Annotated in this window: 26 protein-coding genes; 16 read left to right on the top strand and 10 right to left on the bottom strand. The window is 69.0% G+C overall.

Features of this window, described 5'->3' with window-relative positions; translation table 11 throughout:
- Nucleotides 1–70 precede the first annotated feature (70 nt).
- Both RS85_RS09170 and RS85_RS09165 read right to left on the bottom strand, forming a co-directional pair.
- On the bottom strand, nt 71–1279 hold the full coding sequence (locus RS85_RS09170; protein WP_046013146.1) for a sensor histidine kinase: 1209 nt from the start codon (nt 1277–1279) through the stop codon (nt 71–73).
- Complete coding sequence (locus RS85_RS09165) at nt 1280–1945, bottom strand: response regulator transcription factor (RefSeq protein ID WP_046013145.1); 666 nt, start codon at nt 1943–1945, stop codon at nt 1280–1282.
- Nucleotides 1946–2088: 143 nt separating this feature from the next.
- Here RS85_RS09165 and RS85_RS18980 point away from each other — a divergent pair, with 143 nt between their 5' ends.
- The 5 genes from RS85_RS18980 to RS85_RS09140 all read left to right on the top strand — a co-directional run bounded on the left by RS85_RS18980 (nt 2089) and on the right by RS85_RS09140 (nt 6668).
- Nucleotides 2089–2619 carry a hypothetical protein gene (locus RS85_RS18980; RefSeq protein WP_052703505.1) on the top strand — a complete coding sequence of 177 codons (531 nt, stop codon included), beginning with the start codon at nt 2089–2091 and terminating at the stop codon, nt 2617–2619.
- Entirely contained in the window at nt 2616–3779 is a 1164-nt protein-coding gene (locus RS85_RS09155) for an efflux RND transporter periplasmic adaptor subunit (protein ID WP_052703504.1), read from the top strand. Before RS85_RS18980 ends, RS85_RS09155 begins: the two co-directional genes overlap by 4 nt.
- The gene (locus tag RS85_RS09150) at nt 3776–4501 is read left to right on the top strand and encodes an ABC transporter ATP-binding protein (protein WP_046013144.1); all 726 of its coding nucleotides are present in this window, start codon (nt 3776–3778) and stop codon (nt 4499–4501) included. Before RS85_RS09155 ends, RS85_RS09150 begins: the two co-directional genes overlap by 4 nt.
- Nucleotides 4498–5688, top strand: a complete 1191-nt coding sequence (locus RS85_RS09145; protein WP_046013143.1) for an ABC transporter permease — start codon at nt 4498–4500, stop codon at nt 5686–5688. Before RS85_RS09150 ends, RS85_RS09145 begins: the two co-directional genes overlap by 4 nt.
- 281 nt (nt 5689–5969) lie before the next feature.
- Nucleotides 5970–6668 (top strand): GTP pyrophosphokinase, encoded by a 699-nt coding sequence (locus RS85_RS09140; protein ID WP_046013142.1) that lies wholly within the window; start codon nt 5970–5972, stop codon nt 6666–6668.
- Nucleotides 6669–6699: 31 nt separating this feature from the next.
- Here RS85_RS09140 and RS85_RS09135 read toward each other — a convergent pair whose 3' ends face one another.
- The gene (locus RS85_RS09135) at nt 6700–7800 is read right to left on the bottom strand and encodes a Fic family protein (RefSeq protein ID WP_235282389.1); all 1101 of its coding nucleotides are present in this window, start codon (nt 7798–7800) and stop codon (nt 6700–6702) included.
- A gap of 226 nt (nt 7801–8026) precedes the next feature.
- Between RS85_RS09135 and RS85_RS09130 the strand changes: the two genes are divergently transcribed.
- From RS85_RS09130 to RS85_RS09110, 5 genes are all read left to right on the top strand, one after another.
- A complete protein-coding gene (locus tag RS85_RS09130) occupies nt 8027–10462 on the top strand; it encodes an FdhF/YdeP family oxidoreductase (RefSeq protein ID WP_046013140.1) in 2436 nt (811 codons plus the stop codon).
- Between the two features lies 1 nt (nt 10463).
- The gene (gene fdhD, locus RS85_RS09125) at nt 10464–11369 is read left to right on the top strand and encodes a formate dehydrogenase accessory sulfurtransferase FdhD (RefSeq protein ID WP_046013139.1); all 906 of its coding nucleotides are present in this window, start codon (nt 10464–10466) and stop codon (nt 11367–11369) included.
- Between the two features lie 203 nt (nt 11370–11572).
- Nucleotides 11573–13168 (top strand): molybdopterin-dependent oxidoreductase, encoded by a 1596-nt coding sequence (locus tag RS85_RS09120; RefSeq protein ID WP_046013138.1) that lies wholly within the window; start codon nt 11573–11575, stop codon nt 13166–13168.
- A gap of 38 nt (nt 13169–13206) precedes the next feature.
- Nucleotides 13207–13695 carry a MogA/MoaB family molybdenum cofactor biosynthesis protein gene (locus tag RS85_RS09115; protein WP_046013137.1) on the top strand — a complete coding sequence of 163 codons (489 nt, stop codon included), beginning with the start codon at nt 13207–13209 and terminating at the stop codon, nt 13693–13695.
- The gene (locus RS85_RS09110; RefSeq protein WP_046013136.1) at nt 13692–14123 is read left to right on the top strand and encodes a molybdenum cofactor biosynthesis protein MoaE; all 432 of its coding nucleotides are present in this window, start codon (nt 13692–13694) and stop codon (nt 14121–14123) included. Before RS85_RS09115 ends, RS85_RS09110 begins: the two co-directional genes overlap by 4 nt.
- 159 nt (nt 14124–14282) lie before the next feature.
- On the opposite strand, the gene RS85_RS09105 is transcribed toward RS85_RS09110, so the two are convergent.
- From RS85_RS09105 to RS85_RS09090, 4 genes are read right to left on the bottom strand one after another with little or no spacing between them, the layout of a single operon-like run.
- Nucleotides 14283–14516, bottom strand: a complete 234-nt coding sequence (locus tag RS85_RS09105) for a MoaD/ThiS family protein (protein ID WP_046013135.1) — start codon at nt 14514–14516, stop codon at nt 14283–14285.
- Nucleotides 14513–15007 carry a cyclic pyranopterin monophosphate synthase MoaC gene (gene moaC / locus RS85_RS09100; RefSeq protein ID WP_046013134.1) on the bottom strand — a complete coding sequence of 165 codons (495 nt, stop codon included), beginning with the start codon at nt 15005–15007 and terminating at the stop codon, nt 14513–14515. Before moaC ends, RS85_RS09105 begins: the two co-directional genes overlap by 4 nt.
- The gene (locus RS85_RS09095; protein ID WP_046013133.1) at nt 15004–16251 is read right to left on the bottom strand and encodes a molybdopterin molybdotransferase MoeA; all 1248 of its coding nucleotides are present in this window, start codon (nt 16249–16251) and stop codon (nt 15004–15006) included. The genes moaC and RS85_RS09095 overlap by 4 nt, the downstream gene beginning before the upstream one ends.
- Nucleotides 16248–17033: a HesA/MoeB/ThiF family protein gene (locus tag RS85_RS09090; protein WP_046013132.1), complete on the bottom strand. Its 786-nt coding sequence runs from the start codon at nt 17031–17033 to the stop codon at nt 16248–16250. Before RS85_RS09090 ends, RS85_RS09095 begins: the two co-directional genes overlap by 4 nt.
- A 122-nt stretch (nt 17034–17155) precedes the next feature.
- Between RS85_RS09090 and RS85_RS09085 the strand changes: the two genes are divergently transcribed.
- On the top strand, nt 17156–17884 hold the full coding sequence (locus RS85_RS09085; RefSeq protein ID WP_046013131.1) for an SDR family NAD(P)-dependent oxidoreductase: 729 nt from the start codon (nt 17156–17158) through the stop codon (nt 17882–17884).
- Between the two features lie 21 nt (nt 17885–17905).
- On the opposite strand, the gene RS85_RS09080 is transcribed toward RS85_RS09085, so the two are convergent.
- The 3 genes from RS85_RS09080 to RS85_RS09070 form a co-directional block, all read right to left on the bottom strand.
- Nucleotides 17906–18274: an antitoxin HicB gene (locus RS85_RS09080; RefSeq protein WP_046013130.1), complete on the bottom strand. Its 369-nt coding sequence runs from the start codon at nt 18272–18274 to the stop codon at nt 17906–17908.
- 2 nt (nt 18275–18276) lie between these two features.
- The gene (locus tag RS85_RS09075) at nt 18277–18459 is read right to left on the bottom strand and encodes a type II toxin-antitoxin system HicA family toxin (protein ID WP_046013270.1); all 183 of its coding nucleotides are present in this window, start codon (nt 18457–18459) and stop codon (nt 18277–18279) included.
- 160 nt (nt 18460–18619) lie between these two features.
- The gene (locus RS85_RS09070; RefSeq protein ID WP_046013129.1) at nt 18620–19225 is read right to left on the bottom strand and encodes a CGNR zinc finger domain-containing protein; all 606 of its coding nucleotides are present in this window, start codon (nt 19223–19225) and stop codon (nt 18620–18622) included.
- A 60-nt stretch (nt 19226–19285) separates the two neighbouring features.
- Here RS85_RS09070 and RS85_RS09065 point away from each other — a divergent pair, with 60 nt between their 5' ends.
- Genes RS85_RS09065 through RS85_RS09045 form a run of 5 tightly spaced genes read left to right on the top strand, consistent with a single transcriptional unit; the run spans nt 19286 to nt 23699 of the window.
- The gene (locus tag RS85_RS09065; protein ID WP_052703503.1) at nt 19286–20737 is read left to right on the top strand and encodes an MFS transporter; all 1452 of its coding nucleotides are present in this window, start codon (nt 19286–19288) and stop codon (nt 20735–20737) included.
- Nucleotides 20692–21084: a TOBE domain-containing protein gene (locus tag RS85_RS09060; RefSeq protein WP_046013128.1), complete on the top strand. Its 393-nt coding sequence runs from the start codon at nt 20692–20694 to the stop codon at nt 21082–21084. The genes RS85_RS09065 and RS85_RS09060 overlap by 46 nt, the downstream gene beginning before the upstream one ends.
- A gap of 1 nt (nt 21085) precedes the next feature.
- Entirely contained in the window at nt 21086–21874 is a 789-nt protein-coding gene (gene modA, locus RS85_RS09055) for a molybdate ABC transporter substrate-binding protein (RefSeq protein WP_046013127.1), read from the top strand.
- Nucleotides 21871–22659, top strand: coding sequence for an ABC transporter permease (locus RS85_RS09050; protein WP_046013126.1), 789 nt, complete (start codon nt 21871–21873; stop codon nt 22657–22659). Before modA ends, RS85_RS09050 begins: the two co-directional genes overlap by 4 nt.
- Nucleotides 22656–23699 (top strand): sulfate/molybdate ABC transporter ATP-binding protein, encoded by a 1044-nt coding sequence (locus RS85_RS09045; protein WP_046013268.1) that lies wholly within the window; start codon nt 22656–22658, stop codon nt 23697–23699. Before RS85_RS09050 ends, RS85_RS09045 begins: the two co-directional genes overlap by 4 nt.
- Nucleotides 23700–23702 lie beyond the last annotated feature (3 nt).

Raw genomic sequence — 23702 nt, 5'->3', positions numbered from 1 at the left:
CGGGTGTGTGGATGACCCTCACGGAATCCTCACGGTGTCGTGGACGGCTTCGTCGCGGGGTGGCGGTCACTCATTCCGGAGCGCGAGGGAAAGTGACGACGGTGACGAGCCCGCCTTCACTCCTCGCCTCGAACTCGAGGGTCGCGCCATGCCGGTCGGCGATGGCCTTCACGATCGACAGACCGAGCCCGCGGCCTCGCGAGGTGGAGTCCGCCGAGCGGCCGCGTGCCCGGAAGAACGGGTCGGTGAGCGTCTCCAGGTCGGCCTCCGAAACGAGCGCTCCCGAGTTCGCGACGCGCAGTTCCGCTCCGTGCCCCGGACGCTGGGACGTCGTCACCGTCAGCCAACCGCCGACGTGGTTGTGACGGATGCCGTTCAGGACGAGATTCGACACAAGGTGTCTGAGCAGTGCCCCGTCTCCCGCGACGGCTGCGGCGGACAGCCGATAGTCGATTCGTACTCCGGCGTCGTCCGCCTCGGGCGCGGCATCCGTCAGCACATACGTGGCCACCTGCTCGAGCGCGACGATCCCGTGCTCGGTCGTCGAGGCCTCGACCTCGGAAAGGTCCAGCAGCGCCTCGACGGTGTCGATGCTCCGTTCGTTCGTCTCGCGCAGTCTCTCCAGCAGCGGACGCTCTCCCGGATCCGCACCGGCCAGCGCGACATCCAGCATCGCCCGTGTCGTGGCGAGAGGCGTGCGCAGCTCGTGCGACGCATTGGCCGCGAATCGCCGATACGTGCCGAACGAGCGCTCAAGACCGTCGAGCATCTCATCGAAGGTGTCCGCCAGATCGGTGAGCTCGTCTCGAGGGCCGGTCAACACGATCCGATGGTCGAGGTGCCCGCGCGCCGCCCGATGTGCTGCGGCGTTGACCTCCTGCAGCGGTCGGAGCATCCGACCGGCCAGCGTCCACCCGGCCCATCCTCCGCCGCAGGCGAGCAGTACCAGGAGAATGACCGCGATCACCAGGATCAACGTCTGCACGTCACTGCTGGACGTGAGCACGAAACCGGGCACGGCGGCCGTCGAATCGATGCCGACCTCGGACTGCCGTGTGATCTCGGACGTGGGCGTGACAGCTGTCGCCGGTGTGGAGAACGCGTAGGTGGGGAGGAAGCCGACGACGATGTAGACCACGAGCATCATCAGGGCTCCGGCTAGCGTGAGAAGCCCGGCATAGGTGAGGGCGAGGCGAGTGCGGAGCGTGAGCCGGAATCCTTCGACGGTGATCCGGGGGCGGTCCGCGGGTGAGGCGTCGTGTGCAGATGCGGTCGACATCTAGCCCATCCGTCCGATCACGTAGCCGGCGCCGGACAGGGTCTCGATCACGCCCGGTTCCCCCAGCTTCCGTCGCAGCGTGCTGATGGTCACCTTGACGGAGTTCGTGAACGGATTGGCGTTCTCGTCCCAGGCCTTCTCGAGCAGGCGTTCCGCGCTCACCACGACGCCCGGTTCGCGCATCAGGACCTCGAGGACGGCGAACTCCTTGCGGGTGAGCGTCACGAAGTGGCCGGAACGCGTCACCTCTCGACGCATCGGGTCGAGGCGCAGATCACCGACCTCCAGAGCGGGCGGAAGGGCACTGAACCGGCGACGGCTCAGCGCGCGCAGACGCGCGATCAACTCGGGGAACTCGAACGGCTTCGCCAGATAGTCGTCGGCGCCCAGCGTCAGCCCGTCGACCTTGTCGTTCAGCATCCGTGCCGCCGTCAGCATGAGGATCGCAGGTCGGTCGCCGTGCTGAGCCAGCTGCCGGCAGACCTCGTCTCCGTGGACGAGGGGGATGTCGCGATCGAGGAGGACCACGTCGTACTCGGTGTGGGCGACGGATTCGAGCGCCGAGGCGCCGTCGCCCACGATGTCCGCGGAGATCGCCTCCTGTGCCAGCCGGGCGTGGATCGCCTCCGCCAGGTACCTCTCGTCTTCTACAACCAGGACTCGCATCTCGAGCTCTCCTCACCCTCAGCCCTCATGCAATCACTATGCAGGTTCGCGGAATGTAAAGGGATCCCTTTACCCTCCTGCGACCGCGGCTCTCGTGAACTGGTCACACCCCTCAGCGCGAGGGAACACCGAAAGGACACCTGATGCGAATCACACGCAACCGCGGCCTGATCTTCCTCGCCGGCCTGGCGCTCGTAGGCGGACTCGCCGCCTGCGCCCCCACGCCCGATGCCGCAGACAAGACCCCCGAGCTCGACAGCGCCAGCCAGGACCAGGCCTTCGAGGACTGGCAGCTCGACTGGGAGACGTGCATGAAAGACGAGGGAGTCGATCTCTCCAAGTTCATGGCCAAGGCCGGCGAAACCGGCGGCGGGGAAGAAGAGACGGCGCCGGAACCTCCCAGCGACGCCGACATCGCTGCGATGGACGACGCGCGCGAAGTGTGCGACGAGAAGCTCGGCGATCCGCCGACCCGCGACGACATGCCGTCGGATGAGGAGATGAACGAGATGATGCTCGTCTTCGCGAAGTGCATGCGCGATGCCGGATACGACTTCCCGGACCCCGAGCCCGGCCCTCCGGGAACGGCCCCCGGCATGCCCCAAGGAGACTACGACCCGGCCGATATGGACGCGTGCTTCGTCGAGGCTGATTTCGCCGGAGCCGAGGGATGAAACCCTCATTCCGCATCCTGAGGAAGAAGGATGCCGACGCAGATGACCCGGACACGGTTCTCGGGCCGACGGACGACATCGTCGACGAGGACCAGGGCATCTCGTCGGGCCGCGGCCGACGCGGATGGGTCATCGCGGCGACGGCCCTTGTGCTCGTGGTCGCCGTCGCCGCGACCATCCTGTTGACACGTCCCCCCGCCGACGCCAGTGAAGAGCAGAAGAAGCCGCCGACGGAGACCGCGACGGTGAGTGTGGGCGATCTGACCGAGCAGGTTCGTGCGACGGGAAAGCTCGAGTTCCGGAACCTCCGCGACCTCGGGTCACCCCTCGCGGGCACTGTCACGGGCGTTCCGGCGCCGGGTACCGTCGTCGGGCGCGGCCAAGAACTCTTCCGCGTCGACGACACCCCTGTCCTGCTGATGCTCGGAGAACTGCCGGTGTGGCGCGAGTTCGCGGAGGGCATGGCAGATGGCGAGGACATCCGCCAGCTCGAGACCAACCTCCAGGCCCTCGGGTTCTTCGACCGGGCTCCGGACGATGAGTTCCGATGGTCGACGATCGTCGCGATCAGGAAGTGGCAGAAGTCGCTCGGTCTCGAGGAGTCGGGTCGCATCGAGCTGGGGCGGATCGTGTTCTCCCCGGCGGACGTTCGGGTTCACGACGCTGTCGCCAACGTCGGCAGCCCCGCCGGCGGAGTGGTCCTCAAGGTCTCCGACGGAACCAAGGAGGCCGCCGTCGACATCGATCCGGACCTGGCGGCCAACGCCCCCGTCGGTGCCAAGGTCGATGTGCGGCTTCCAGACGGCACCGTCGCAGTCGGCACCGTGACCGCTGTCGGAGCGCCCGTGGAACGGGACACCGACAACGGTGGCAAGACGCTCAAGCTCCCGCTCACGATCGTGCTCGATGACCCCGCCGTCGCGGCGGCTTTCGACACCGTCAGCGTCAGCGTGACGCTGGTGAACGTCATCGCCGAGAGCGTGCTGCTCGTGCCCGTCACCGCGCTGCTCGCGCAGCCGGGCGGCGAATCGGCGGTCGAGCGCGTCGTGGACGGTAAGACCGAGATCGTCACGGTCGAGCTCGGCAAGTTCGCGGATGGCATGGTGGAGATCGTCGGAGGCGACCTCGCCGAGGGCGACACCGTGGCGGTGGCGAAATGACCGCCGTGATCGAGCTGACGGGGGTGACCCGTTCCTACGGGTCGCCCCCCACGCTGGCGCTGCGCGGGGTGGATCTCCGGATAGATCGGGGCGAGATGGTGGCGATCGTCGGCCCCAGCGGGTCGGGTAAGTCGACCCTCCTCAACCTCATGGGCACCCTCGACAGGGCGAGTTCCGGCCGAACCCGGATCGCGGGATACGACGTCGCCGACCTGGGGGATTCCCAGCTGTCGGCGCTCCGCGCGCACACCATCGGATTCGTCTTCCAGCAGTTCCATCTCTCCGACGGCGTGACCGCCATCGACAACGTCGCGACCGGACTCCTGTACACAGGCACGGCTCCGGCTGCGCGCCGCAGGCGTGCGGCGGTGGCTCTGGAGCGAGTGGGGTTGGGGCACCGCCTTCGCCATCAGCCGCGTCAGCTCTCCGGCGGCGAGCGGCAGCGCGTCGCCATCGCGCGCGCGGTCGTCGGAGAGCCTGCGCTCCTGCTCGCGGATGAACCGACGGGCAGCCTGGACAGCAGGTCGGGCGCCGCGGTCGTCGAGATCTTGAAAGAGCTCAATCGGGCCGGCACCACGGTCGTCGTCATCACCCACGATCAGGAGCTCGCCGACCGGATGCCGCGGCAGATCCGTATCCGCGACGGGGAGATCGTCGATGACTCGGGTCGCCCGTCCGGTTTCGTCGGGGCACCCGCGCCCGAAGTCGAGGTGACAGCGTGAGCGCCCGCCTTCAGGCGACTCTTCGCCCCTCGGATCTGCTCGGGCTCGGTTTTCACGGGCTGCGGGCGCATCCTCTCCGGGCGGTGCTGTCGGCGCTCGGCATCGCGATCGGCATTGCCGCGATGATCGCGGTGATCGGGATATCCACGTCGAGCGAGGCACTCGTGAAACAGCGTCTCTCTTCTCTGGGCACCAATCTCCTGACAGTGACAGCCGGCAGTGACGTGTTCGGCGGGGACACCAAGCTCCCACCCGACGCGATCACGCGAGTACGCAACCTCCCGGGCGTCGAGACCGCGACCTGGACGTCGACCCTCACCGACGTGCACGTCTACCGGAGCGCGTCGATCGACAAGGGCGAGACGGCGGGGCTGACCGTCGCTGCTGCCGGCGATGACCTCCTCGAAGCGACGGGTTCCGGCCTTCAGGTGGGCGCTTGGCTGAATAAGGTCACGGATGGGCTTCCGACCACCGTGCTCGGGTACAAGACGGCTCAGCGGCTCGGTATCAGCGAGATCGGAAGTCAGGTCTGGCTGGGCGGACGGTACTTCACCGTCGTGGGGACCCTCGAACAGGCGCCCCTCGCGCCGGAACTCGACACCTCGGCGCTGATCGGCGGAGACATCGCGGAAGAGCTCTTCGCGTTCGACGGCTCGCCGACGACGATCTACGAGCGATCTGGGGACGACGCCGTGGATGAGGCGCGTGACCTCCTGCCGCGGACGGTGAATCCCGAAGCTCCCAACGAGGTCAAGGTGAGTCGGCCGTCTGACGCGCTCGCCGCGAAGAACACGATCGATCAAGCCTTCACCGGGCTGCTCGTCGGGGTGGGGTCCATCGCGCTTCTGGTCGGCGGCATCGGCGTCGCGAACACCATGGTCATCACCGTCTTGGAACGGCGCCGCGAGATCGGCCTCCGCAGGGCCATCGGTGCGACGCGGGGTCACATCCGGTCGCAGTTCCTCGTGGAAGCCGTGCTGCTCGCCTCACTGGGCGGGCTGGGCGGATCGCTGATCGGGTGGCTGATCACCTGGATCGTCGCGACGGGCAACGGCTGGCTCGTGTCGATCCCCCCGATGGTCCTCGTCGCCGGAGTGGTCGTCACCATGTTCGTGGGGGCGATCGCGGGTTCCATACCCGCCATCCGTGCCGCACGGACGTCGCCGACGGCTGCGCTCAGCGCATGAGAGACGGGTCGCTCCTCCATAGGGCGGGGGTGACCCGTCTCGGTCATCAAGGCCCGCGTAGGGCCAGGCGGAGTGCGCGCGCGACAGCGGCGATGCTCTCGGCCTGTCGGTACGGGCATGGGGCGATCACACCGTCGTCGGCGCTCTGCTGATGACCGGCCAGAACCCGCAGTCCTCGGCATCCGTCGCTCAGGCGCTGCTCGCAGCGCTCGCCGCATGGGTTCCGTGGAGACCACGGGATCCACAGCCCATTCCGATCACGAACCCGTAACGTCGGGAGCATGACGACCCTTCAGGTCACCGAAGACTCCATCCGCAAGACGCGCGAACTGCGTGACGAGTTCCAGCGTTTCCTGCGCGAATACGAGTTCGGGATGCGGGAGGTGGAGACGAAGATCTCGATCCTCCGCGACGAGTTCACCCATGACCACGCGTACAACCCGATCGAGCACGTGAAGAGCCGGCTGAAGACGCCGGACAGCATCGTCGAGAAGATCGCCCGGAAGGGCATCGACGAGCCGGACTTCGAGCGCATCCGCGCCGAGATCACCGACATCGCCGGCGTGCGGGTGACGTGCAGCTTCGTCGCCGACGTGTACCAGCTGTTCGATCTGCTCACCCAGCAGGACGACGTCACCGTGCGCGTGGTCAAGGACTACATCGCCCAGCCGAAGGAAAATGGCTACAAGAGCCTGCACGCCATCATCGAGGTGCCGGTCTTCCTCTCGACCGGCGCGCTGTCCGTGCCGGTCGAGGTGCAGTTCCGCACCATCGCGATGGACTTCTGGGCCAGCCTCGAGCACAAGATCTACTACAAGTTCTCGAATCAGGTGCCCTCGCACCTCGTCGACAGTCTGACGGATGCCGCGACAGCCGCGGCCGAACTCGACACGCGCATGGAGCGCCTGCACCGCGAGGCTCACGGAGTGCCGCGGCGGCAGCTCGCCCCGCCGCCGCCTCCGCGCATCGTCGGGGTCTGACCACCGGTATCACCCCGATTGATCGTGGGGTTCAGGCGTTCATCTCGGCCTGGATGCGGCGGTCCAGATCACCGAGTTCCGCGAGCAGTTCGGCAGCGGCCCAGACGCGGTCGCGTTTGCGACCGGTGATCTCCTGGATGAATCCTGCGTCGACGAGTCGCGCGATGGCTCGATAGGTCTGCGGCTCGGACGATCCCGACCGTTGCTCGATCTCGGTCGCCGCCATGACGGGATGATCGTAGAAGGCGGGGACGAGAGCAGCGACAGCGGATCCCGCGCGGGGCCGCAGCTCGGTCGCCCATTCCTCGGGCAGAGCCTTGATGCGAGCGATCGACTCGCGTGAGCACACGGCTGCCGCGCGTACCGACCGCGCGAACAGGTCGATGAGAGGGGTGGGGTCGCCGCGCCGGTAGTCGCCGAGAGCAGCGAAGTAGTCCTCCCGTTCGGCGAGGAGGCCGCTGGCGAGCGGGACGACAGCGTTGCGGGTGATGCCGCGACGGCGAAGCACCGCCGACACCAGAGCACGGCCGATGCGACCGTTGCCGTCCGTGAAGGGGTGGATGGATTCGAACTGTGCGTGTCCGATCGCCGCCTGCACCATCACTGGGATGCCGTCTCGGTTGAGATAGGCCAGCAGGTCTTTCATCAAGCCAGGGACGCGCTCCGGCGCCGGAGGGACGTGGAGTGCATCACGCGGGGAGTGGTCACTTCCCCCGATCCAGTTCTGCATGTCGCGGAAGCGACCGGCGTAGTTGGCTTCGCCAGGATCGTCCTGCCTGAGCGCTCGGTGAGCATCCAGCAGATCGTCCATCGAGAATTCGCCGCGATCACCGACGCGCGAGACGAGGTCGTGGAGTGCTGTGCTGGCCGCCACCATGCTCGTGGCAGAGGCGTTGGAGCGATTGCCGGCGATCGCCTTGGCGAAATCCGTGGCTGTCGCTGTGATGCGTTCGATCCTGGAAGAGGCCATCGACTCGGTGCGCATCATGAAACGGCTCAGCGCTGCGGAATGCCCCTCTGCATCCGTATCGGCCTGAGCGACGGCGAACAAGGCTGCTTCGCAGGCGACGGTCGTCGTCATCGGAGGGTCGAAGTCGAGTTCCGCGATCGATGGTGGGATCGAAGCATCCACCGATGTCACCATCCGGTCTGCCCGCGTACCGCCTCGGATCTGCTGGCGCCACGGAAGACTCTCCGCTGAATGCGCGGGCCAGCGAACGTCTGCGGATCGTGACATCACAAACCCGAGTATCTTATCCGTTACTAAGGTTTAGCTACCATAAACACAAGTCACGATCGGGATACTCGTGCTTACAGCGCGCAGGCCCCTCCTCGGCAACCTGGCCTAACATGGCGCCATGGCGACGAAGGCACCGAAGTCCGACATCGACGAGACCGGTGTGACCGTCTCGAAGCCGAAGAAGGTCGCCGTCGGCGTTCCGGCCGTGCTCCACGCGCTGAAGATCGCGAACGAGCAGATGGGTGTGGGGCGATCGGTGCAGACTCTCGCCCTCGTGAACCAGAAGGACGGGTTCGACTGCCCCGGCTGCGCGTGGCCCGAGGAGGACAAGCGCCACATCGCGGAGTTCTGTGAGAACGGAGCCAAGGCGGTCGCCGAGGAGGCGACGCTGCGCACGGTCGGACCGGCCTTCTTCGCGCAGCATCCGATCGACGAACTCCGCAGCCACGATGACTGGTGGCTCGGGCAGCAGGGGCGACTGACGCATCCGATGATCCTCGACGAGGGTGCGACGCACTACCGGCCGATCTCGTGGGACGACGCGCTGCAGACCGTCGCCGACGAGATCGCCGCGGTCGACGATCCGGACGAGACTGTGTTCTACACCTCCGGTCGCACCTCGAACGAGGCCGCCTTCCTCTACCAGCTGCTCGTGCGCGGCATCGGCACCAACAACCTGCCGGACTGCTCGAACATGTGTCACGAATCCAGCGGGTCCGCGCTCACCGAGACCATCGGCATCGGCAAGGGCACGGTGTCGATCGAAGACGTGCACGACGCGGATCTGCTCATCGTCGCGGGGCAGAATCCCGGCACGAATCACCCACGGATGCTGTCGGCGCTCGAGAAGGCCAAGCAGCGGGGTGCCCGCGTGATCGCCGTGAACCCGCTGCCCGAGGCCGGACTGATGCGGTTCGAGAACCCGCAGACTCCGCGGGGCGTGGCGTTCGGCGGCACGAAGATCGCCGACCGGTTCGTGCAGATCCGCTCGGGCGGCGACCAGGCGCTGTTCCAAGCCATCGGCAAGCACCTGCTCGAGGTGGAAGAGCGCGACGGCGGAGTGCTCGACCACGCGTTCCTCGCTGCTCACACCAGCGGCATCGACGGGTATCGCGAGGCGATGGCGGATGCCGACTGGCCGTCGCTGAGCGAGGCGACGGGGATGCCGGAGGCGACGCTGCGCGGGATCGCCGAAGAGGTGCGCACGTCGAAGGCGACCATCGTCTGCTGGGCGATGGGGCTCACTCAGCACAAGCACTCCGTGGCGACCCTGCGCGACGTGGTCAACGTGCTGCTGCTGCAGGGCAACATCGGCCGCGCGGGTGCGGGCGTCTGCCCGGTGCGCGGACACTCGAACGTGCAGGGCGACCGCACGGTGGGCATCTACGAGAAACCGTCGGAGGCGTTCCTCGCCGCTCTCGACCGCGAGTTCGCCTTCACCGCACCCCGCGAGCACGGCTTCGACACCGTCGAGGCGATCCGGGCCATGCGTGACGGGAAGGTGCGCGTCTTCATGGGCATGGGTGGCAACTTCGTCTCGGCGACGCCTGACACGGCCGTCGTCGAGTCGGCGATGGCTCGGGTGAACCTCACCGTGCACGTCTCGACCAAGCTGAATCGTTCGCACGTCGTCACGGGCCGGCGCGCGATCATCCTGCCGACGCTGGGCCGCACCGATCGCGACCGGCGCGGCGGTGTCGAGCAGCGCGTCACCGTCGAGGATTCGATGGGCGCGGTCCATGGCTCGCGTGGCCGACTCGCGCCCCCCGCGGATGACCTGCTGAGCGAGGTCGCGATCGTGGCGCGTCTGTGCGGGCTCCTTTTCGCAGACGGGGTGTCGCCGGTGATCGCGCCGGTGTCGCATGACGGCGATCCCGAGCGCGGGCTCCCCGAGCACGGCGAGATCGAGCCGGAGCGGCGCCTCCCGGATGCGGCCGGGAACGTGCCGCACGCCGACTGGGCCGCTCTCGAGACCGACTACGCCCTGATCCGCGCGCATCTGTCCCGCGTGATCCCGGGCTTCGAGGACTACGACGCCCGTATCCAGAAGGGGCGCACGTTCTTCCTCCCGAACGGCCCCCGCGATGAGCGCCGGTTCGCGACCGTCGACGGCAAGGCCCGATTCACGGCGAATCCGCTGGAGTTCCCGGTGATCCCGCCGGGCCGCCTCCTGCTGCAGACGTTGCGCTCACACGATCAGTACAACACCACGATCTACGGCAAGGACGACCGGTATCGCGGCATCCACGGCGGTCGACGGGTCGTGCTCGTGAATGCCGACGACGTCGCGGAGCTCCGGTTCGCCGACGGTGAGATCGTCGACCTGGTCTCCGAATGGACCCGCCCCGACGGCACGGTCGAAGAGCGCCGGGCCGAGGAGTTCCGCATCGTGCCGTACTCGACCCCGCGCGGCAACGCCGCGGCCTACTATCCCGAGACGAATGTGCTCGTGCCGCTCGACTCGGTCGCCGATGTCAGCGGCACACCGACGTCGAAGGCGGTCATCGTGCGCCTCGAGCGCCCCCGCGATCCTCTCGCGAACGCGATCGGCTGACATGGGACGCCTCACCGCCCGCACTCCGATCACCCGCATCGCGGTCGTCGATGACGAGCTCGTCGTCCGCCGCCGCGCCGACACCCTCGCCGTCGAGGAACCGCTCGAGATCCGCCTCTCCGGCACACCGCTCACCGTGACCATGCGCACACCCGGCCACGACGTCGAGCTCGCGGCGGGATTCCTCGTGTCGGAGAGCGTGATCGCGGCAGGCGGCGACGTGCTCTCGGCGATCCACTGCGGCGGGCCGGGCACCGGTGGGGGCGCGACGGGCTCCGTCGGCCCGCTGCTGACGATCGGCGCCGAGCCGCCGGCATCCGCCCCCTCGGGGAACACGTACAACGTGCTCGACGTGACCTTGCGGGCGGGGCTCGATGCGCCGGTGACCGACATCGCCCGCAACTTCTACACGACGAGTTCGTGCGGCGTCTGCGGCGCCGCCTCCATCGAGGCGATCGAGAAGACCTCCCGATTCGACGTGGCAGCGGATGCCGTGACGACGGATGCCGTGCTGCTGCTCGGACTCCCCGAGAAGCTGCGTGAGGGGCAGGCGGTGTTCGATAAGACGGGCGGCCTTCACGCCGCCGCGCTGTTCGACGCGGTGACGGGTGAACTGCTGGTCCTGCGGGAGGACGTCGGCCGGCACAACGCCGTCGACAAGGTGGTCGGCTGGGCGACACTGGAGGGTCGGCTGCCGCTGAGCGGCACGGTGCTGCAGGTCTCCGGCCGAGCGAGCTTCGAACTCGTGCAGAAGGCGGTGATGGCCGGCATCCCGATCCTCTCCGCGGTGTCTGCGCCATCGTCGCTGGCGGTCGAACTCGCGGCCGCCTCGGGGCTCACCCTCGCCGGCTTCGTGCGCGGGGCGTCGCTGAACGTGTACTCGCGGGCGGATCGCGTGGTGGTCTGAGGATTCCGCTCCCCGACGCACATTTGTCGGGAGTTTTCACGTCCGTCGGGCGAAAACATCCGATTCGGCCCGACATCCGTACACTCTCCCGACAAGTGTGCGCGGGGACGCTCGGCCGGCCGCCACCGCACCTGCCCCGATCCGTTTCCGCATCGTCTCCGAACAACCCGCGAGCACCTTCACCGGTGGAACAGGAGACGATCATGGCCGAGCGCCGCAGCGGCAAACGATTCATCGCGTGGGCAGCGCTCGCGGGCATCATCGGCGGCGCGGTCTTCCTCGCCACCGCCGAGCTGTTCGCCCTGCTGTTCGCCCGGTCGGCCAGCCCCATCCTGGCCGTGGGCGGGTTCGTGATCGACATCGTGCCGCAGCCCTTCAAGGAGTTCGCGATCGCCACGTTCGGCGAGTACGACAAGATCGCCCTGCTGGCGGGACTCGGCCTCGCCGTGGTCATCGCCTCGGCGATCGCCGGCATCCTGCAGCTGGTGCGTCCGCCGCTCGGCATCGTCGCCCTGGTCGTCGCGGGAGTGCTCTCCACCGCCGCGATCGTCACGCGCGCCGGCGCAGTTCCCCTCGCGTTCCTGCCGCCGGTGCTCGGCACCATCGCGGGCTCGTTCATCCTTCTGCTCCTCGTCCGCCGGCTCCGTGCCTGGCGCACGTCGGTGCTCGGCGAACGTTCCGGGACCGAAGCGGCGGATGCCGTGCCGGAGAACCCCGCCGCGCCCAAGGGCATCGACCGCCGACGCTTCTTCGCGCTCGCGGCCATCGCCGGAGCATCCGCCCTTGTCGTCGGCGTCGCCTCTCGCGCCGTGACGATGGCCGTCGGATCTGTGGAGGCGATCCGCGGTGCGCTCAAGCTTCCGGCTGCTCGCTCGAAGGTCACGGTGCCGGACGGCGCCGAACTCGACATCAAGGGCCTGAGCGAGCTGTTCACGCCGAACAAGGACTTCTACCGGGTCGACACCGCGCTGACGGTGCCGTCGATCGATCCCGACGCATGGCGACTCGTGATCGACGGAATGGTCGACCAGCGGGTCGAGCTGTCGTTCCAGGACATCCTCGACATGGGGCTCGACGAGTACGCGATCACCCTGACCTGCGTGTCGAACGAGGTCGGCGGAGAGCTCGTGGGCAACGCGATGTGGCTCGGAGTGCCGCTCCGCGACGTCTTGAAGAAGGCCGGCGTGAAGTCGGGCGCCGACATGGTCCTGTCCACGAGCGTCGACGGCTACACCGCCAGCACGCCGCTGGCCGCGCTGACCGACGACAACCTCGACGCGATCCTCGCGGTCGGCATGAACGGTGAACCGCTGCCGCTCGAGCACGGCTTCCCGGTGCGCATGGTCGTCCCCGGACTCTATGGCTACGTCTCGGCCACGAAGTGGCTCACCGAGCTGAAGGTCACGACCTTCGCCGACGACGAGGCCTACTGGACGCCCCGCGGATACAGCGCCGAAGCCCCCATCAAGTTCTCCTCCCGCCTCGACACCCCGAGCATCGGCGAGGCCGTGCCGGCCGGGAAGATCCCGATCGCGGGCGTCGCCTGGGCGCAGTCCGTGGGCATCGAGCGCGTCGAGGTCAGGATCGACGAAGGCGAGTGGACGGCGGTCACCATGTCGACACCCATCAACGACGACACCTGGGTGCAGTGGTTCATGGAGTGGGATGCGACTCCCGGAACGCACTACGTCGCGGTCCGCGCGGTCAACAAGAACGGCGACCTCCAGCTCGAGGAGCGCGCGCCGATCGCGCCGAACGGCTCGTCGGGCTGGCAGCGTTCGCTCATCCGCGTCACCTGATCCGTGTGGCGCGGCCGACCCGCCCCTAGGGTGGACCCATGACTTCGCTTCCCGCTCTCGTGATCACCGTCTCGGATCGGTCCTTCCGCGGGGAACGCGAGGACCGCGGTGGCCCGATCGCCGTGCAGCTGCTGCGGGATGCCGGGTGGAACTGCCCGGATGCCGAGATCATCGCCGACGGCACGAGCTTGGTGGCCGATGCGCTGCGCAGGGCCGTGGCGCGTGGCATCCGCTTGATCGTGACGACCGGCGGAACCGGGGTCAGCCCGCGGGATCAGACCCCCGAGGGCACGCGTCGGGTGATCACGCGCGAGATCCCCGGGATCGCCGAGGAGCTGCGCCGCAGCGGCCTCGCCGACACGCCCCTGTCAGTGCTGTCGCGAGGGCTGGCCGGCATCATCGATCCGTACGGGGCGCTCGTCGTCAATCTTCCCGGCTCGACGCGGGCCGTGGCATCAGGGGTACCGGTGATTCTCGGCGTCGCCGGGCACGTCGTCGACCAGGTAGAGGGCGGAGACCACTCATGAACGACGTACGACTGGCTGCGATCAGCGAAGAGGCACTCGACCTCGACGCGCACCTGCGCGCGGTGGAGGATCCGCGACTCGGCGGCGTGACGACCTTCGTCGGCCGCGTCCGCGACAACGACCCCGACGCGCAGACGCCTGTGGTCGGCCTCGAATACAGCGCCCACCCGGATGCCGAGGCGGCGCTGCGCCGCATCGCCGAGGAGGCAGGTGGCAGCGACGCCACCGCAGTGGTCGCGGTGAGTCACCGGATCGGTCGCCTCGAGGTCGGAGACGCCGCGGTCGTGATCGCGGTCGCGTCCGAGCACCGCGCCGAGGCCTTCGAGGTGTGCCGCGCGGTGATCGAGGAGATCAAGAAGGATCTGCCTGTCTGGAAGCGTCAGGTCGAGTCCGACGGCACCACGTCGTGGAAGGGCATCGGCGGCTGACCCAGGCCCAGCCCCGCCTCACCGGCCGTATCACCACACGGGGTACGTTCTGTCGGGAGATTTCACACCTGCAGGGAGAAAAGCGCCGGATTCGTCCTGCATCCGTGAATTCTCCCGACGGAGTGACCGCACGCGAAGTGAGTTGACCCCGGCCTGTCATCACCCGCCGGCGAAGGGCGGGAGGACGTCGATGAGCTGGGCGCCGTCGAGCGGTCGATCGTCGTCGGCGCGCACGCCGTCGACCATCACGGCGCACCGCGGCAGGATGTCGACGAGCGCCGGATGCTGCGCCACGACAGCCTCGCGCAGGGCGAGCAGTGTGTGCTCGGAGCGTTCCTCGGAATCAGTGCCGGCCGCCTCTGCCGCCGCCGCGAAATAGCGTACGCGGGTCATCGCGACTGTCCCGGTGCGTCCTCGCCGGGGCGGACCCAGTCTCCGGAGCGCCCGCCCGACTTCGCGACGATGCGCACGTTCTCGATCACGACCGAGCGATCGAGGCCCTTGATCATGTCGACGATCGCCAGAGCCGCCACAGAGACGGCGGTCAGCGCCTCCATCTCGACCCCGGTGCGGTCGGCCGTGCCGACGGTCGCCTCGACCAGCACGCCGTCATCGACGATGTCGAGCTCGACGCTCGCCCGGTGCACGCCGATGACGTGTGCGAGCGGCAGCAGCGTCGGGGTCGACTTCGCCGCCTGGATGCCGGCGATGCGGGCGACGGCGAGCACGTCGCCCTTCGGGGCGGTGCCGTCCCGGAGGGCGATGATCACGTCGGCGCTGCATCGCACGAAACCACGTGCGGTGGCGGAACGGACGGTCGGCTGCTTCGCGGTCACATCGACCATGTGCGCGCGGCCGGCCGCGTCAAGGTGAGGGAAGCTCATCCGACCAGCATGACATCGATCGTGTCGCCGACGCTGACCGCCTCGACATCCGCCGGCACGATCGCGAAGGCGTGCGCACGAGCGAGGCCGCCCGCGAGGTGCGAGCCCGAGCCGCCCGCGCTGGCCGGTCGCACCGTGCCGGCCACGAGGTCGACCACGGCCGGAAGGTACTGCCGCCGTGCGGGCGGCGGGGTCCAGGCTGCATCCGCGATGAGCGTGGCGCGCGGCCGGTGGATCTCACTGCGACCCTGCATCGCGAGCAGAGCCGGGCGCACGAACACCTCGAACGAGACGGCGACGCTGACCGGGTTGCCCGGGAGCCCGAAGACGAGCGTTCCCGCGCCGAGCACGCCGAACGCCTGGGGCTTGCCGGGCTGCATCGAGACCCCGACGAACTCGACCTCGCCCCGACCGTCGAAGGCCCCGCGCACCGGTTCGTAGGCACCGGCGCTCACGCCTCCTGTGAACACGATCACATCGGCTCCGCGCTCGACCGCCTCGGCGGTGACAGCACGGACGGCGTCCGCCTCGTCGCGCACCCGGGCGACGAGGACGACCTCGGCATCGGCATCCGCCACCAGCTGCGCGAGCAGCGGGCCGTTCGAATCGGGGATGCGACCGCGCTCGGCGGGTTCGCCGGGGGCGAGCAGCTCGCTCCCGGTCGAGACCACGGCCACGCGCGGAGCGCGCGTGACGCTCACCTCGGACACCCCCGCGGCGACGGCGGCGGCGATCTGGAACGCCCCGAGGCGCTCACCCGCGAGTACGACGTCGTCGCCCGCCCGCAGGTCGGCGCCGCGTCGGCGGATGAAGGCGCCCGGCTTCGTGGGCGCGCGCAGCACGCGTGCCTCGCCCAGCGAGTCCGCGAGGCCGCCTTCCGTGTCTTCGAAGGGCACGATCGCGTCGGCGTCGCTCGGAGCCGGAGAACCGGTCATGATGCGCGCGGCTTCGCCGGAACCGAGCGGCGGGTCGAGCGCGATCCCGGCCGGGAGGTCGGCGACGACCTGCAGCACGATCGGATTCTCCTCGGATGCCGGAGCGACATCGGCGGCGCGCACCGCGAAGCCGTCCATCGCGGAGTTGTCGAACAACGGGATGTCGTGGGCCGCGACCGCGGAGGCGGCGAGCGTGCGGCCCGCGGCATCCGTCACCGCCCGCGTCTCGGCATCGAGAACCGTGACGACGTCGAGCACGCGGGCGAGCTGCTCCTCGACCGTCCGTCGCCCGGTCGTCGCGCCGCTCATGCCGACACCGCCGTCGGCGCGGAGGATGCCGGACGGATCGCGATCTCGTGCTGACGGGCAGCGAGTGAGTCGATGATGGCGAGCCTTCCGAGCAGGGGGTGACCGGCACCGGTGATGAGCTTGATGACCTCTCCGGAGAGGATTCCACCGACCTGCACGCACAGGGCTCCGAGCACGCCGACCTGCGCGCAGCTGGGCGGTTCGCCCTCGGTGCCGACCGGGAACAGGTCGGCGAGGACGACCGGGTCACCCTCGGGCGGTTCCGACCAGAAGACGGTCGCCTGCGCGTGCCACTCCTGCACCGCGCCCCAGACCAGCGGCAGTCCGAGCGCCTCGGTCGCGGCCGCGACGTCGCGCCGGGTCGCGAACGAGTCGCTCGTGTCGACGACGACATCGGCGCCGGAGAGCAATCGCTCGGCGTTGCTCGCGTCGAGTCGCACTGCGTGCTGTGTGACGACCGTCTGGGGAGCGAGGGCGGTGATCGCCCGCTCGGCCGAGGCGGTCTTCTGCGTACCGATGTCTTCGACGCGATGCGCGAGCTGCCGCTGCAGGTTCGTCAGCTCGACGGTGTCGTCGTCGATCACGGTGAGAGAACCGATGCCCGCCGCGGCGAGCGCGAGCAGCACGGGTGAGCCGAGGCCCCCTGCACCGACGACGGTGACGCGGGCGGCGTTCAGGCGGCGCTGCCCCTCTTCGCCGATTCCGGAGAGGACGGCGTGCCGGGCGGTGCGGACGAGCTCGGTCGGCTCCAGAGCGGATGCCGGGGCGACGAGAGGATGCATGGCTTCAGGGTATGCCCGGTGCGCCCGCATGCTGGATCAGAAGTGCTTCCGGATCGGCGGGCGGGCATGCATTTCTGATCCACGCTCGCCCCACTCCGTCGATCCGGGGTGAGGATGGTCTCATGGCACGCATCCTCGTCACCGGTTCCACCGACGGACTCGGCCGCGCGACGGCGGAGTCGCTCCTCGATCAAGGTCATCAGGTGATCGTGCATGCGCGCAGCGCGGGGCGGGCCACGGCGGTCGCCGATCTGGCCGACCGCGGCGCCGACCTGATCATCGCCGACCTCGCCGATCGACAGGCCGTGATGGATGCCGCGGCGGAACTCGACGGCGGCGCGGCCATCGAGGCCGTCATCCACAATGCCGGCGTCATCTCGGGGGCCGACCTGCTGCCGGTGAACGTCGTCGCCCCCTACCTCTTCACGGCGCTGCTGCGCACGCCGACCCGACACATCTATCTGAGCAGCGGAATGCATCGCGGCGGGTCGACCGACCTCGACGGTCTCGACTGGGACGGATCTCGACAGACCGCCAGCTACTCCGACACCAAGCTGTTCGTGACGACCCTCTCCGCCGCGATCGCCGAACGATGGGCGCCCCGTGTGTCCGCCCACGCCGTCGACCCGGGATGGGTGCCGACGAAGATGGGCGGCGCCGGTGCGCCCGACGACTTCGATCTCGGTCACGAGACCCAGGAATACCTCGCGACCGATCCGCATCTCTCGATCACCGGAGGCTACTGGCACCACGGCGAGCAGCGGCAGCCGCACCCGGCCGTTGCGGATCCGAGGTTCCAGGAGCGGCTTCTCGCCGCGCTCGCCGACGCAACGGGTGTCGCGCTGCCGTAGCGGCAAGGGTCGGCACCCGCTTCAGCTGCTGACGAGCTGGGATATCCGTCCACGAGAGACGCCGAGGATAGCCGCGGAGTCGGTGACGGAGAATCCCGCCTCTCGGAGATGCCTAACGACTCGACGAGACTCCGACGCTGCGGTCTCGGATGCGGCGATAGCCTTCTCCCTGGCAATTCGAGCGGCGACGACTTCATCCCCCAGGGCACCTATGTCAGGTACGACTGTGACGCTCCAGGTGCTGTGGTCCACCTCGGGTTCCTCGGTGTCGAGGTAGTCGCGGACCTGCTGCTCGGCCTTGTCGAGCGTCGCGACCTGGGTGGCGGCTTCGCCATCGAGCCAGAGTTCCCAACCGTGCTCCCATTTGCGCGCGGTGACCGTGATGTCCATCCTCAGTCCTCCTTCGATGCGTCGATCGCCTTCAGTGCCTTGCGGACGAGTCCAGGCGAGATGTCCCGCGTCTGGGTGATCGAGATGTGATGCCGGCCGTTCGACCACACCTCGTGATCCCCTTTTCCCTGCCGCGAGCGGAAGCCCGCTTCCTGGAGGAGGGCGGTGAGGGCGGTGTATCTCATCGGCTTGACCACGAGCATAATTTATGCCCCCTAGACATTCAACGTTGAGACCCCCTAGATAGCGGCCAAGATATGGGGAGAGCCCGAATCAAAGCGCTCCCGTGCAGAGAGATCCGCTCGTCGGCGACACACGCATCCTCTCGATCGCTGGGGATGTCTGTCAGGCCTTCTCGCCTGCACGGATGCTGCGTGCGCGGGCGTAGTACTCGCGCACACGGTTCCGGTTGCCGCAGTCGCTCGACACGCACCACCGACGGTTGCTCCGCGGGGAGGTGTCGAGGAAGACCCAGCCGCACTCGGCATCCTGGCACCGGCTGAGATGCGAGAGGTCGGAGCGCGTCATCAGGTCGATCGCGGCGAGCGCGATGCGCCGGCGGGGCAGCGACAGGTCGACGGGGAGTGTCCACATCCAATCGTCGTCGTGTCGGACGAGGTCGGCGTGACCGATCGCCTCGCGGTAGTGCTCGACGACGGGCTGCGAGCCTCCCGCGGTGAAGAGGGCCGCGTACAGCGCCTCGCGAAGAGCAATGATCTGCGTGAGCTCCTGCTCGGCTTCGGGGGATGCCTGGGCGGCCGGGCTCGAGAGGCTCTCGGCCTCGTCGGCGGAGATGAGCTCGAGCTGCCGCGCCCATCGAACCGCATCCGAGTAGTGCCGGAGATCTTCCTCGCGACGCTCATCGGACAGCCGCCACTCGACCGTGTTGATCAGGTCGAGCGCGACGTGCCCTCCGATGCGGGAGAACGTCGCTCGGGGCTCTGGATCCATGCACAGAATTATAACGTGTGATCTTTACAGGATGCATTAGTTCGTGTCAGTCTCTAATGCATGGAAGAGCAAACATCCATTAAAACCGCCGCCGAGCCGGCCCCGCGCTGGCGGCGAGGCTTCCGGCTGTTCTGGTTCGCGCAGGGCTCCTCCGTGATGGGCGACCAGCTCAAAGAGTTCGCGATCCCGCTGATCGCCGTCTCCGTCCTGCACGTCTCGGCGACCGAACTCGGACTGCTGAGCGCGGCGCAGTGGCTGCCCTTCCTGGTGCTGGCGCTGCCGCTGGGTGTGATCGTCGATCGCTACCGCCGACGTCGTCTGCTGGTGGCGTCCGAGCTGGGCCGCAGCGCACTGATCATCGGGCTCGTGGTCGCCGCGGCGATGAATGCCCTCGGGTTCCCACTGCTTCTCGTCGCCGTCGTCGCGCTGGGCGCGCTGACGGTCGTGTACGAGGTCGGGCATCAGTCGGCGATCCCGTCGCTGGTGCCTCGCGCCGAGCTCGGCGCGGCGAATTCCCGGATCCAAGCGACCGCCGCGGCAGGAGAGATCGGCGGCCCAGGCCTCGGCGGTCTGCTCATCCAGCTGCTCGGCGCGACGGCCACACTGGTCGTCAACGCCGCGACCTACCTCGTGTCGGCCCTCGCGCTCCTGCTGATGTCATCCGAGGAGCGACCGCCTGCGGCGGCGGAACGGCATTTCCTCGCCGAACTCCGACAGGGCATCCGCCATGTCGTGAGGGACCCGTATCTGCGCGCCAACGTCGGCTTCTCCGCGCTCTACAACCCGTTCGCGCAATGGATCACCCTGCTGCTCATGCTGTACGCGGTGCACACGCTCGACCTCGAGGCCGGACAGGTGGGGATCGTGTTCTCGGCCGGTGCGGTCGGGGCCCTTCTCGGCGCGGCGACCGCGTCCCGGCTGACCACGCGTCTGCGAGCGGGGACGATCCTCGTGCTCTGCGCCGCCGTCGAGTGCGGTGCCCTGCTGCTGATTCCGGTGGTGGATGCCGGCTGGCCTCGTGCCGCCGCGGTCGCGGTCCTCGCCATCCTGATGGCCGTCAACGGCGCGGGTACCGCCGTCTCGAACGTGCTCCTCATCACCATCCGCCAGCTGCGCACGCCTGATCGGATGCTGGGCCGGGTCAACGCGACCATGCGCACGATCACCTACGGCACCATCCCTCTCGGCGCGCTGCTCGGCGGCGTCGTCGGCGACTGGCTCGGGCTGCGCCTGGCGCTCGTGGTCGGGGCGATCCTCTGCCTCTTCACGGTGCTGTGGGTGTACACGTGCTGTCGACCAACGGTTCGCGGAGCCCATGACGAATCGCGGACACTTCCATGGGGATTCTTCCGCGGAACGTCGGCTCCTCCGCGAAACGTCGGTCCGTCCCTCCCACGCCGGACCTTCGGTTACGCACTTTCGGAGGAATCGGCGAGAATCCTCCGCATCTGCGGTAGATTCGGCCCATGCAGACCTATCGGATCGCCCGCGCCGCACAGCTTCTCGGGGTGAGTGATGACACCGTGCGCCGGTGGATCGACCACGGCATCCTGCCGGTGACGGATGCCGTGCCCGCCGAGATCCCCGGCGACGCGCTCGCGGCGCGTGCAGTCGCCCTGGCCGAGGAGGCGCTGGCGGCCGACCATGCACTCTCCAGCGCCCGCAATCGTTTCGTCGGCATCGTGACCCGCGTGCAGATCGAAGGGCTCATGGCCCAGGTCGACCTCCAGTCCGGACCCCACCGCGTCGTCTCGCTGATGTCGGCCGAGGCCGCCCGCGACCTGCAGCTCGAGGTCGGCTCGCTCGCCACGGCATCCGTCAAGGCGACGCAGGTCGTCGTCGAACTGCCGAAGGGCTGACATGAACCGCTCACTCCGCCGATCCTCGTTCGCGCTCCTCGCGGGCGCCGCTCTCCTTCTCACCGGATGTGCCGGCGTCGCCGGATCCGCACCTTCCGCGTCGCCGTCCGAGACTGCACCGGAGAGCAGCCTGTCCGGTGAAGTCATCGTCTACGCCGCCGCCTCGCTCTCCGGTGCCTTCGACGCGATCGCCGAGGAGTTCTCGGCCGAGAACCCCGACGTGACCGTGAGCCCGGTCTACGACGGATCCTCCACCCTCGTCACGCAGATCCTCGCGGGTGCCCCAGCCGGCGTGTTCGCCTCCGCCGACGAGGCGAACATGGACAAAGCGGAGGGTGCCGCTGTCGACCCGGCGCTCTTCGCCTCGAACACGCTCGTGATCGCCGTACCGGCGGGTAACCCGGGAGAGGTCGAGACGCTCGCCGACCTCGCGAGCGTCACCACCGTGCTCTGTGCGCCCGAGGTGCCGTGCGGCGCGGCATCCGCGAAGCTTCTGGAGGCCGCCGACGTCACGGTCGAAGCCGCGAGTCTCGAGCAGAACGTGACCGCCGTGCTGACGAAGGTCGCCGCCTCCGAGGCCGACGCCGGACTCGTCTACGCGACCGATGCCGTGGGGCGCGACGACATCGAGGTGATCGTGCCGGAGGGTGCCGGCGACGTCGTCAACCACTACCCGATCGCGGCGCTCGCAGACGCCTCGAATCCGGATGCCGCGGACGCGTTCGTAGCCTTCGTCCTGTCGGATGCCGGGCAGCGGATCCTCGCGGACTTCGGCTTCGGCAAGCCATGAGCACGCCCGGCGCGCAGGGGTACGCGCCCCGCTCGCTCGCCGTGCCCGCGCTGATCGGGCTGGCGTTCCTGATCCTGCCGCTCGCCGCGCTGGTCGCCCGGGTGCAGTGGTCGACGTTCCTCGCCGATGTGACCTCGGAGGCCGCCCTCTCGGCGCTCGGCCTCTCGCTCGGCACCGGGCTCATCGCGACTGTGGCGTGCATCGTCGTCGGGGTGCCCCTGGCGCTGTTCATCGCGAGGTCCGGGCCTCGCCGTGCCGCGGTGCTGCGCGCGGCGGTGACTGTCCCGCTGGTGCTTCCGCCGATGGTCGGTGGCGTGGCGCTGCTGTACCTGTTCGGGCGTGCCGGATGGTTCGGCGGGCTCGGGATCTCGTTCAGCACCCCGGCTGTCGTGCTCGCGCAGACCTTCGTCGCGCTGCCGTTCCTGGTGCTCGCCGTCGAGGGTGCCGTGCGGACCTCAGGGGTCGACTACGAGCGCACCGCCGCAGCCCTCGGCGCCGGGCGCTGGACGATCCTGTGCCGCATCACCCTCCCCCTTGCGGCGCCCGGGATCGTCGCCGGAGTCGTGCTCTGCTTCGCGCGGGCGATCGGCGAGTTCGGGGCGACGGCACTGTTCGCGGGCAACAGGCCGGGCGTCACGCAGACGATGCCGCTCGCGATCTACACCGCGTTCAACGGCGCCGGAGTCTCCCAGGGCGCTGCGGTCGCACTCGCCCTGCTGCTGCTCGCCACCGCGATCGCCGTGCTGCTGCTCGTACGCGGGTGGCGCCCGGGGGCGGCGCGATGAGCGGGCTGCGCGCGCACGTCGTCGTGAACCGCGAGCACTTCGCCGTCGACGTCACCCTCGATGTCGCCGAGGGTGAGACCGTCGCGGTGATGGGCCCGAGCGGTGCGGGCAAGTCGACGCTGCTCCAGGCGCTCGCCGGGCTCGAGCCGCTGACCGCGGGAGAGATCGAAGTGGGTGGACGCGTCGTCGACCGCGCCGTCGCCCCGCGGGTGCGCACCGAGCCGATGAGCCGCGGGATCGTGCTGCTCGGTCAGGACGCCCGGCTGTTCCCGCACCTGTCCGTACGCGAGAACGTGGCGTTCGGCCCGCGGGCCGCCGGCGCCGATGCCCGCAAGGCGCGCGACTCGGCGGAGGAGTGGCTCATCCGCGTCGGCCTGCCGGGTGCGGGCGATCGGATGCCGCGCGAGCTCTCAGGCGGCGAAGGACAGCGGGTCGCTGTCGCGCGTGCGCTCGCCGCCTCCCCGCGCGCCGTGCTGCTCGATGAACCGCTCGTCGCGCTCGACCCCGAGACGGCGGGCGAGATCCGCAGGATGCTGCGCGACCAGCTCGCCGGCACCACGACCATCGCCGTGACGCACGACGCCGCCGACGCCGTCGCCCTCGCCGAGCGGCTGATCGTCATCGAGGCCGGCCGGGTGACGCAGAGCGGTCCGGTGCGCGAGGTGCTCGCCGCACCGGCATCCGGATTCGTCGCCTCGATCGCGGGACTGAACCGGCTGGTCGGAGTCGCGAGCGGCGGCGGGTGGCAGCAGGGCGATCTGCGGTTGACGAGTTCGGATGCCGACTCGCGTGCGCTCGCGGAGAGGGACGGGGCGGCGCTCGCCGCTGCCTTTCGCCCCCAGGACGTGCGGATCGTCGGCGGGACGGATGCCGAGGGCTGGAGCACCCGCATCACCCGCCTCGAGCCGACGCTCGCGGGCGTCCGCGTGCACACCGCGGTCGGTGCCGTGGATGTCTCGCTGGGCGAGGCCGCCCGGCTTGCCCCCGGCGACGAGGTGCGCCTACGCGTCGACCCGGCGAACGTGCGGTTCGTGCGCTGACGC

Source organism: Microbacterium sp. SA39 (assembly GCF_000967865.1).
Classification (GTDB): Bacteria; Actinomycetota; Actinomycetes; order Actinomycetales; family Microbacteriaceae; genus Microbacterium.
Note: the sequence above shows the minus strand (reverse complement) of the source record. Positions and strands in the feature narration are given on the sequence as shown.

What these genes read in the sequence shown, in the direction of transcription:
- RS85_RS09165 (WP_046013145.1), bottom strand. Translation starts at nt 1,945, where the DNA reads ATGCGAGTCCTGGTTGTAGAAGACGAGAGGTACCTGGCGGAGGCGATC.
- RS85_RS09050 (WP_046013126.1), top strand. Translation starts at nt 21,871, where the DNA reads ATGAGCACGCCCGGCGCGCAGGGGTACGCGCCCCGCTCGCTCGCCGTG.
- RS85_RS09045 (WP_046013268.1), top strand. Translation starts at nt 22,656, where the DNA reads ATGAGCGGGCTGCGCGCGCACGTCGTCGTGAACCGCGAGCACTTCGCC.
- RS85_RS09075 (WP_046013270.1), bottom strand. Translation starts at nt 18,459, where the DNA reads ATGAGATACACCGCCCTCACCGCCCTCCTCCAGGAAGCGGGCTTCCGC.
- RS85_RS09115 (WP_046013137.1), top strand. Translation starts at nt 13,207, where the DNA reads ATGACTTCGCTTCCCGCTCTCGTGATCACCGTCTCGGATCGGTCCTTC.
- moaC (WP_046013134.1), bottom strand. Translation starts at nt 15,007, where the DNA reads ATGAGCTTCCCTCACCTTGACGCGGCCGGCCGCGCGCACATGGTCGAT.
- RS85_RS09170 (WP_046013146.1), bottom strand. Translation starts at nt 1,279, where the DNA reads ATGTCGACCGCATCTGCACACGACGCCTCACCCGCGGACCGCCCCCGG.
- RS85_RS09080 (WP_046013130.1), bottom strand. Translation starts at nt 18,274, where the DNA reads ATGGACATCACGGTCACCGCGCGCAAATGGGAGCACGGTTGGGAACTC.
- RS85_RS09095 (WP_046013133.1), bottom strand. Translation starts at nt 16,251, where the DNA reads ATGAGCGGCGCGACGACCGGGCGACGGACGGTCGAGGAGCAGCTCGCC.
- RS85_RS18980 (WP_052703505.1), top strand. Translation starts at nt 2,089, where the DNA reads ATGCGAATCACACGCAACCGCGGCCTGATCTTCCTCGCCGGCCTGGCG.
- RS85_RS09155 (WP_052703504.1), top strand. Translation starts at nt 2,616, where the DNA reads ATGAAACCCTCATTCCGCATCCTGAGGAAGAAGGATGCCGACGCAGAT.
- RS85_RS09070 (WP_046013129.1), bottom strand. Translation starts at nt 19,225, where the DNA reads ATGGATCCAGAGCCCCGAGCGACGTTCTCCCGCATCGGAGGGCACGTC.
- RS85_RS09130 (WP_046013140.1), top strand. Translation starts at nt 8,027, where the DNA reads ATGGCGACGAAGGCACCGAAGTCCGACATCGACGAGACCGGTGTGACC.
- RS85_RS09060 (WP_046013128.1), top strand. Translation starts at nt 20,692, where the DNA reads ATGCAGACCTATCGGATCGCCCGCGCCGCACAGCTTCTCGGGGTGAGT.
- RS85_RS09085 (WP_046013131.1), top strand. Translation starts at nt 17,156, where the DNA reads ATGGCACGCATCCTCGTCACCGGTTCCACCGACGGACTCGGCCGCGCG.
- RS85_RS09090 (WP_046013132.1), bottom strand. Translation starts at nt 17,033, where the DNA reads ATGCATCCTCTCGTCGCCCCGGCATCCGCTCTGGAGCCGACCGAGCTC.
- RS85_RS09105 (WP_046013135.1), bottom strand. Translation starts at nt 14,516, where the DNA reads ATGACCCGCGTACGCTATTTCGCGGCGGCGGCAGAGGCGGCCGGCACT.
- fdhD (WP_046013139.1), top strand. Translation starts at nt 10,464, where the DNA reads ATGGGACGCCTCACCGCCCGCACTCCGATCACCCGCATCGCGGTCGTC.
- RS85_RS09150 (WP_046013144.1), top strand. Translation starts at nt 3,776, where the DNA reads ATGACCGCCGTGATCGAGCTGACGGGGGTGACCCGTTCCTACGGGTCG.
- RS85_RS09065 (WP_052703503.1), top strand. Translation starts at nt 19,286, where the DNA reads ATGGAAGAGCAAACATCCATTAAAACCGCCGCCGAGCCGGCCCCGCGC.
- modA (WP_046013127.1), top strand. Translation starts at nt 21,086, where the DNA reads ATGAACCGCTCACTCCGCCGATCCTCGTTCGCGCTCCTCGCGGGCGCC.
- RS85_RS09110 (WP_046013136.1), top strand. Translation starts at nt 13,692, where the DNA reads ATGAACGACGTACGACTGGCTGCGATCAGCGAAGAGGCACTCGACCTC.
- RS85_RS09120 (WP_046013138.1), top strand. Translation starts at nt 11,573, where the DNA reads ATGGCCGAGCGCCGCAGCGGCAAACGATTCATCGCGTGGGCAGCGCTC.
- RS85_RS09140 (WP_046013142.1), top strand. Translation starts at nt 5,970, where the DNA reads ATGACGACCCTTCAGGTCACCGAAGACTCCATCCGCAAGACGCGCGAA.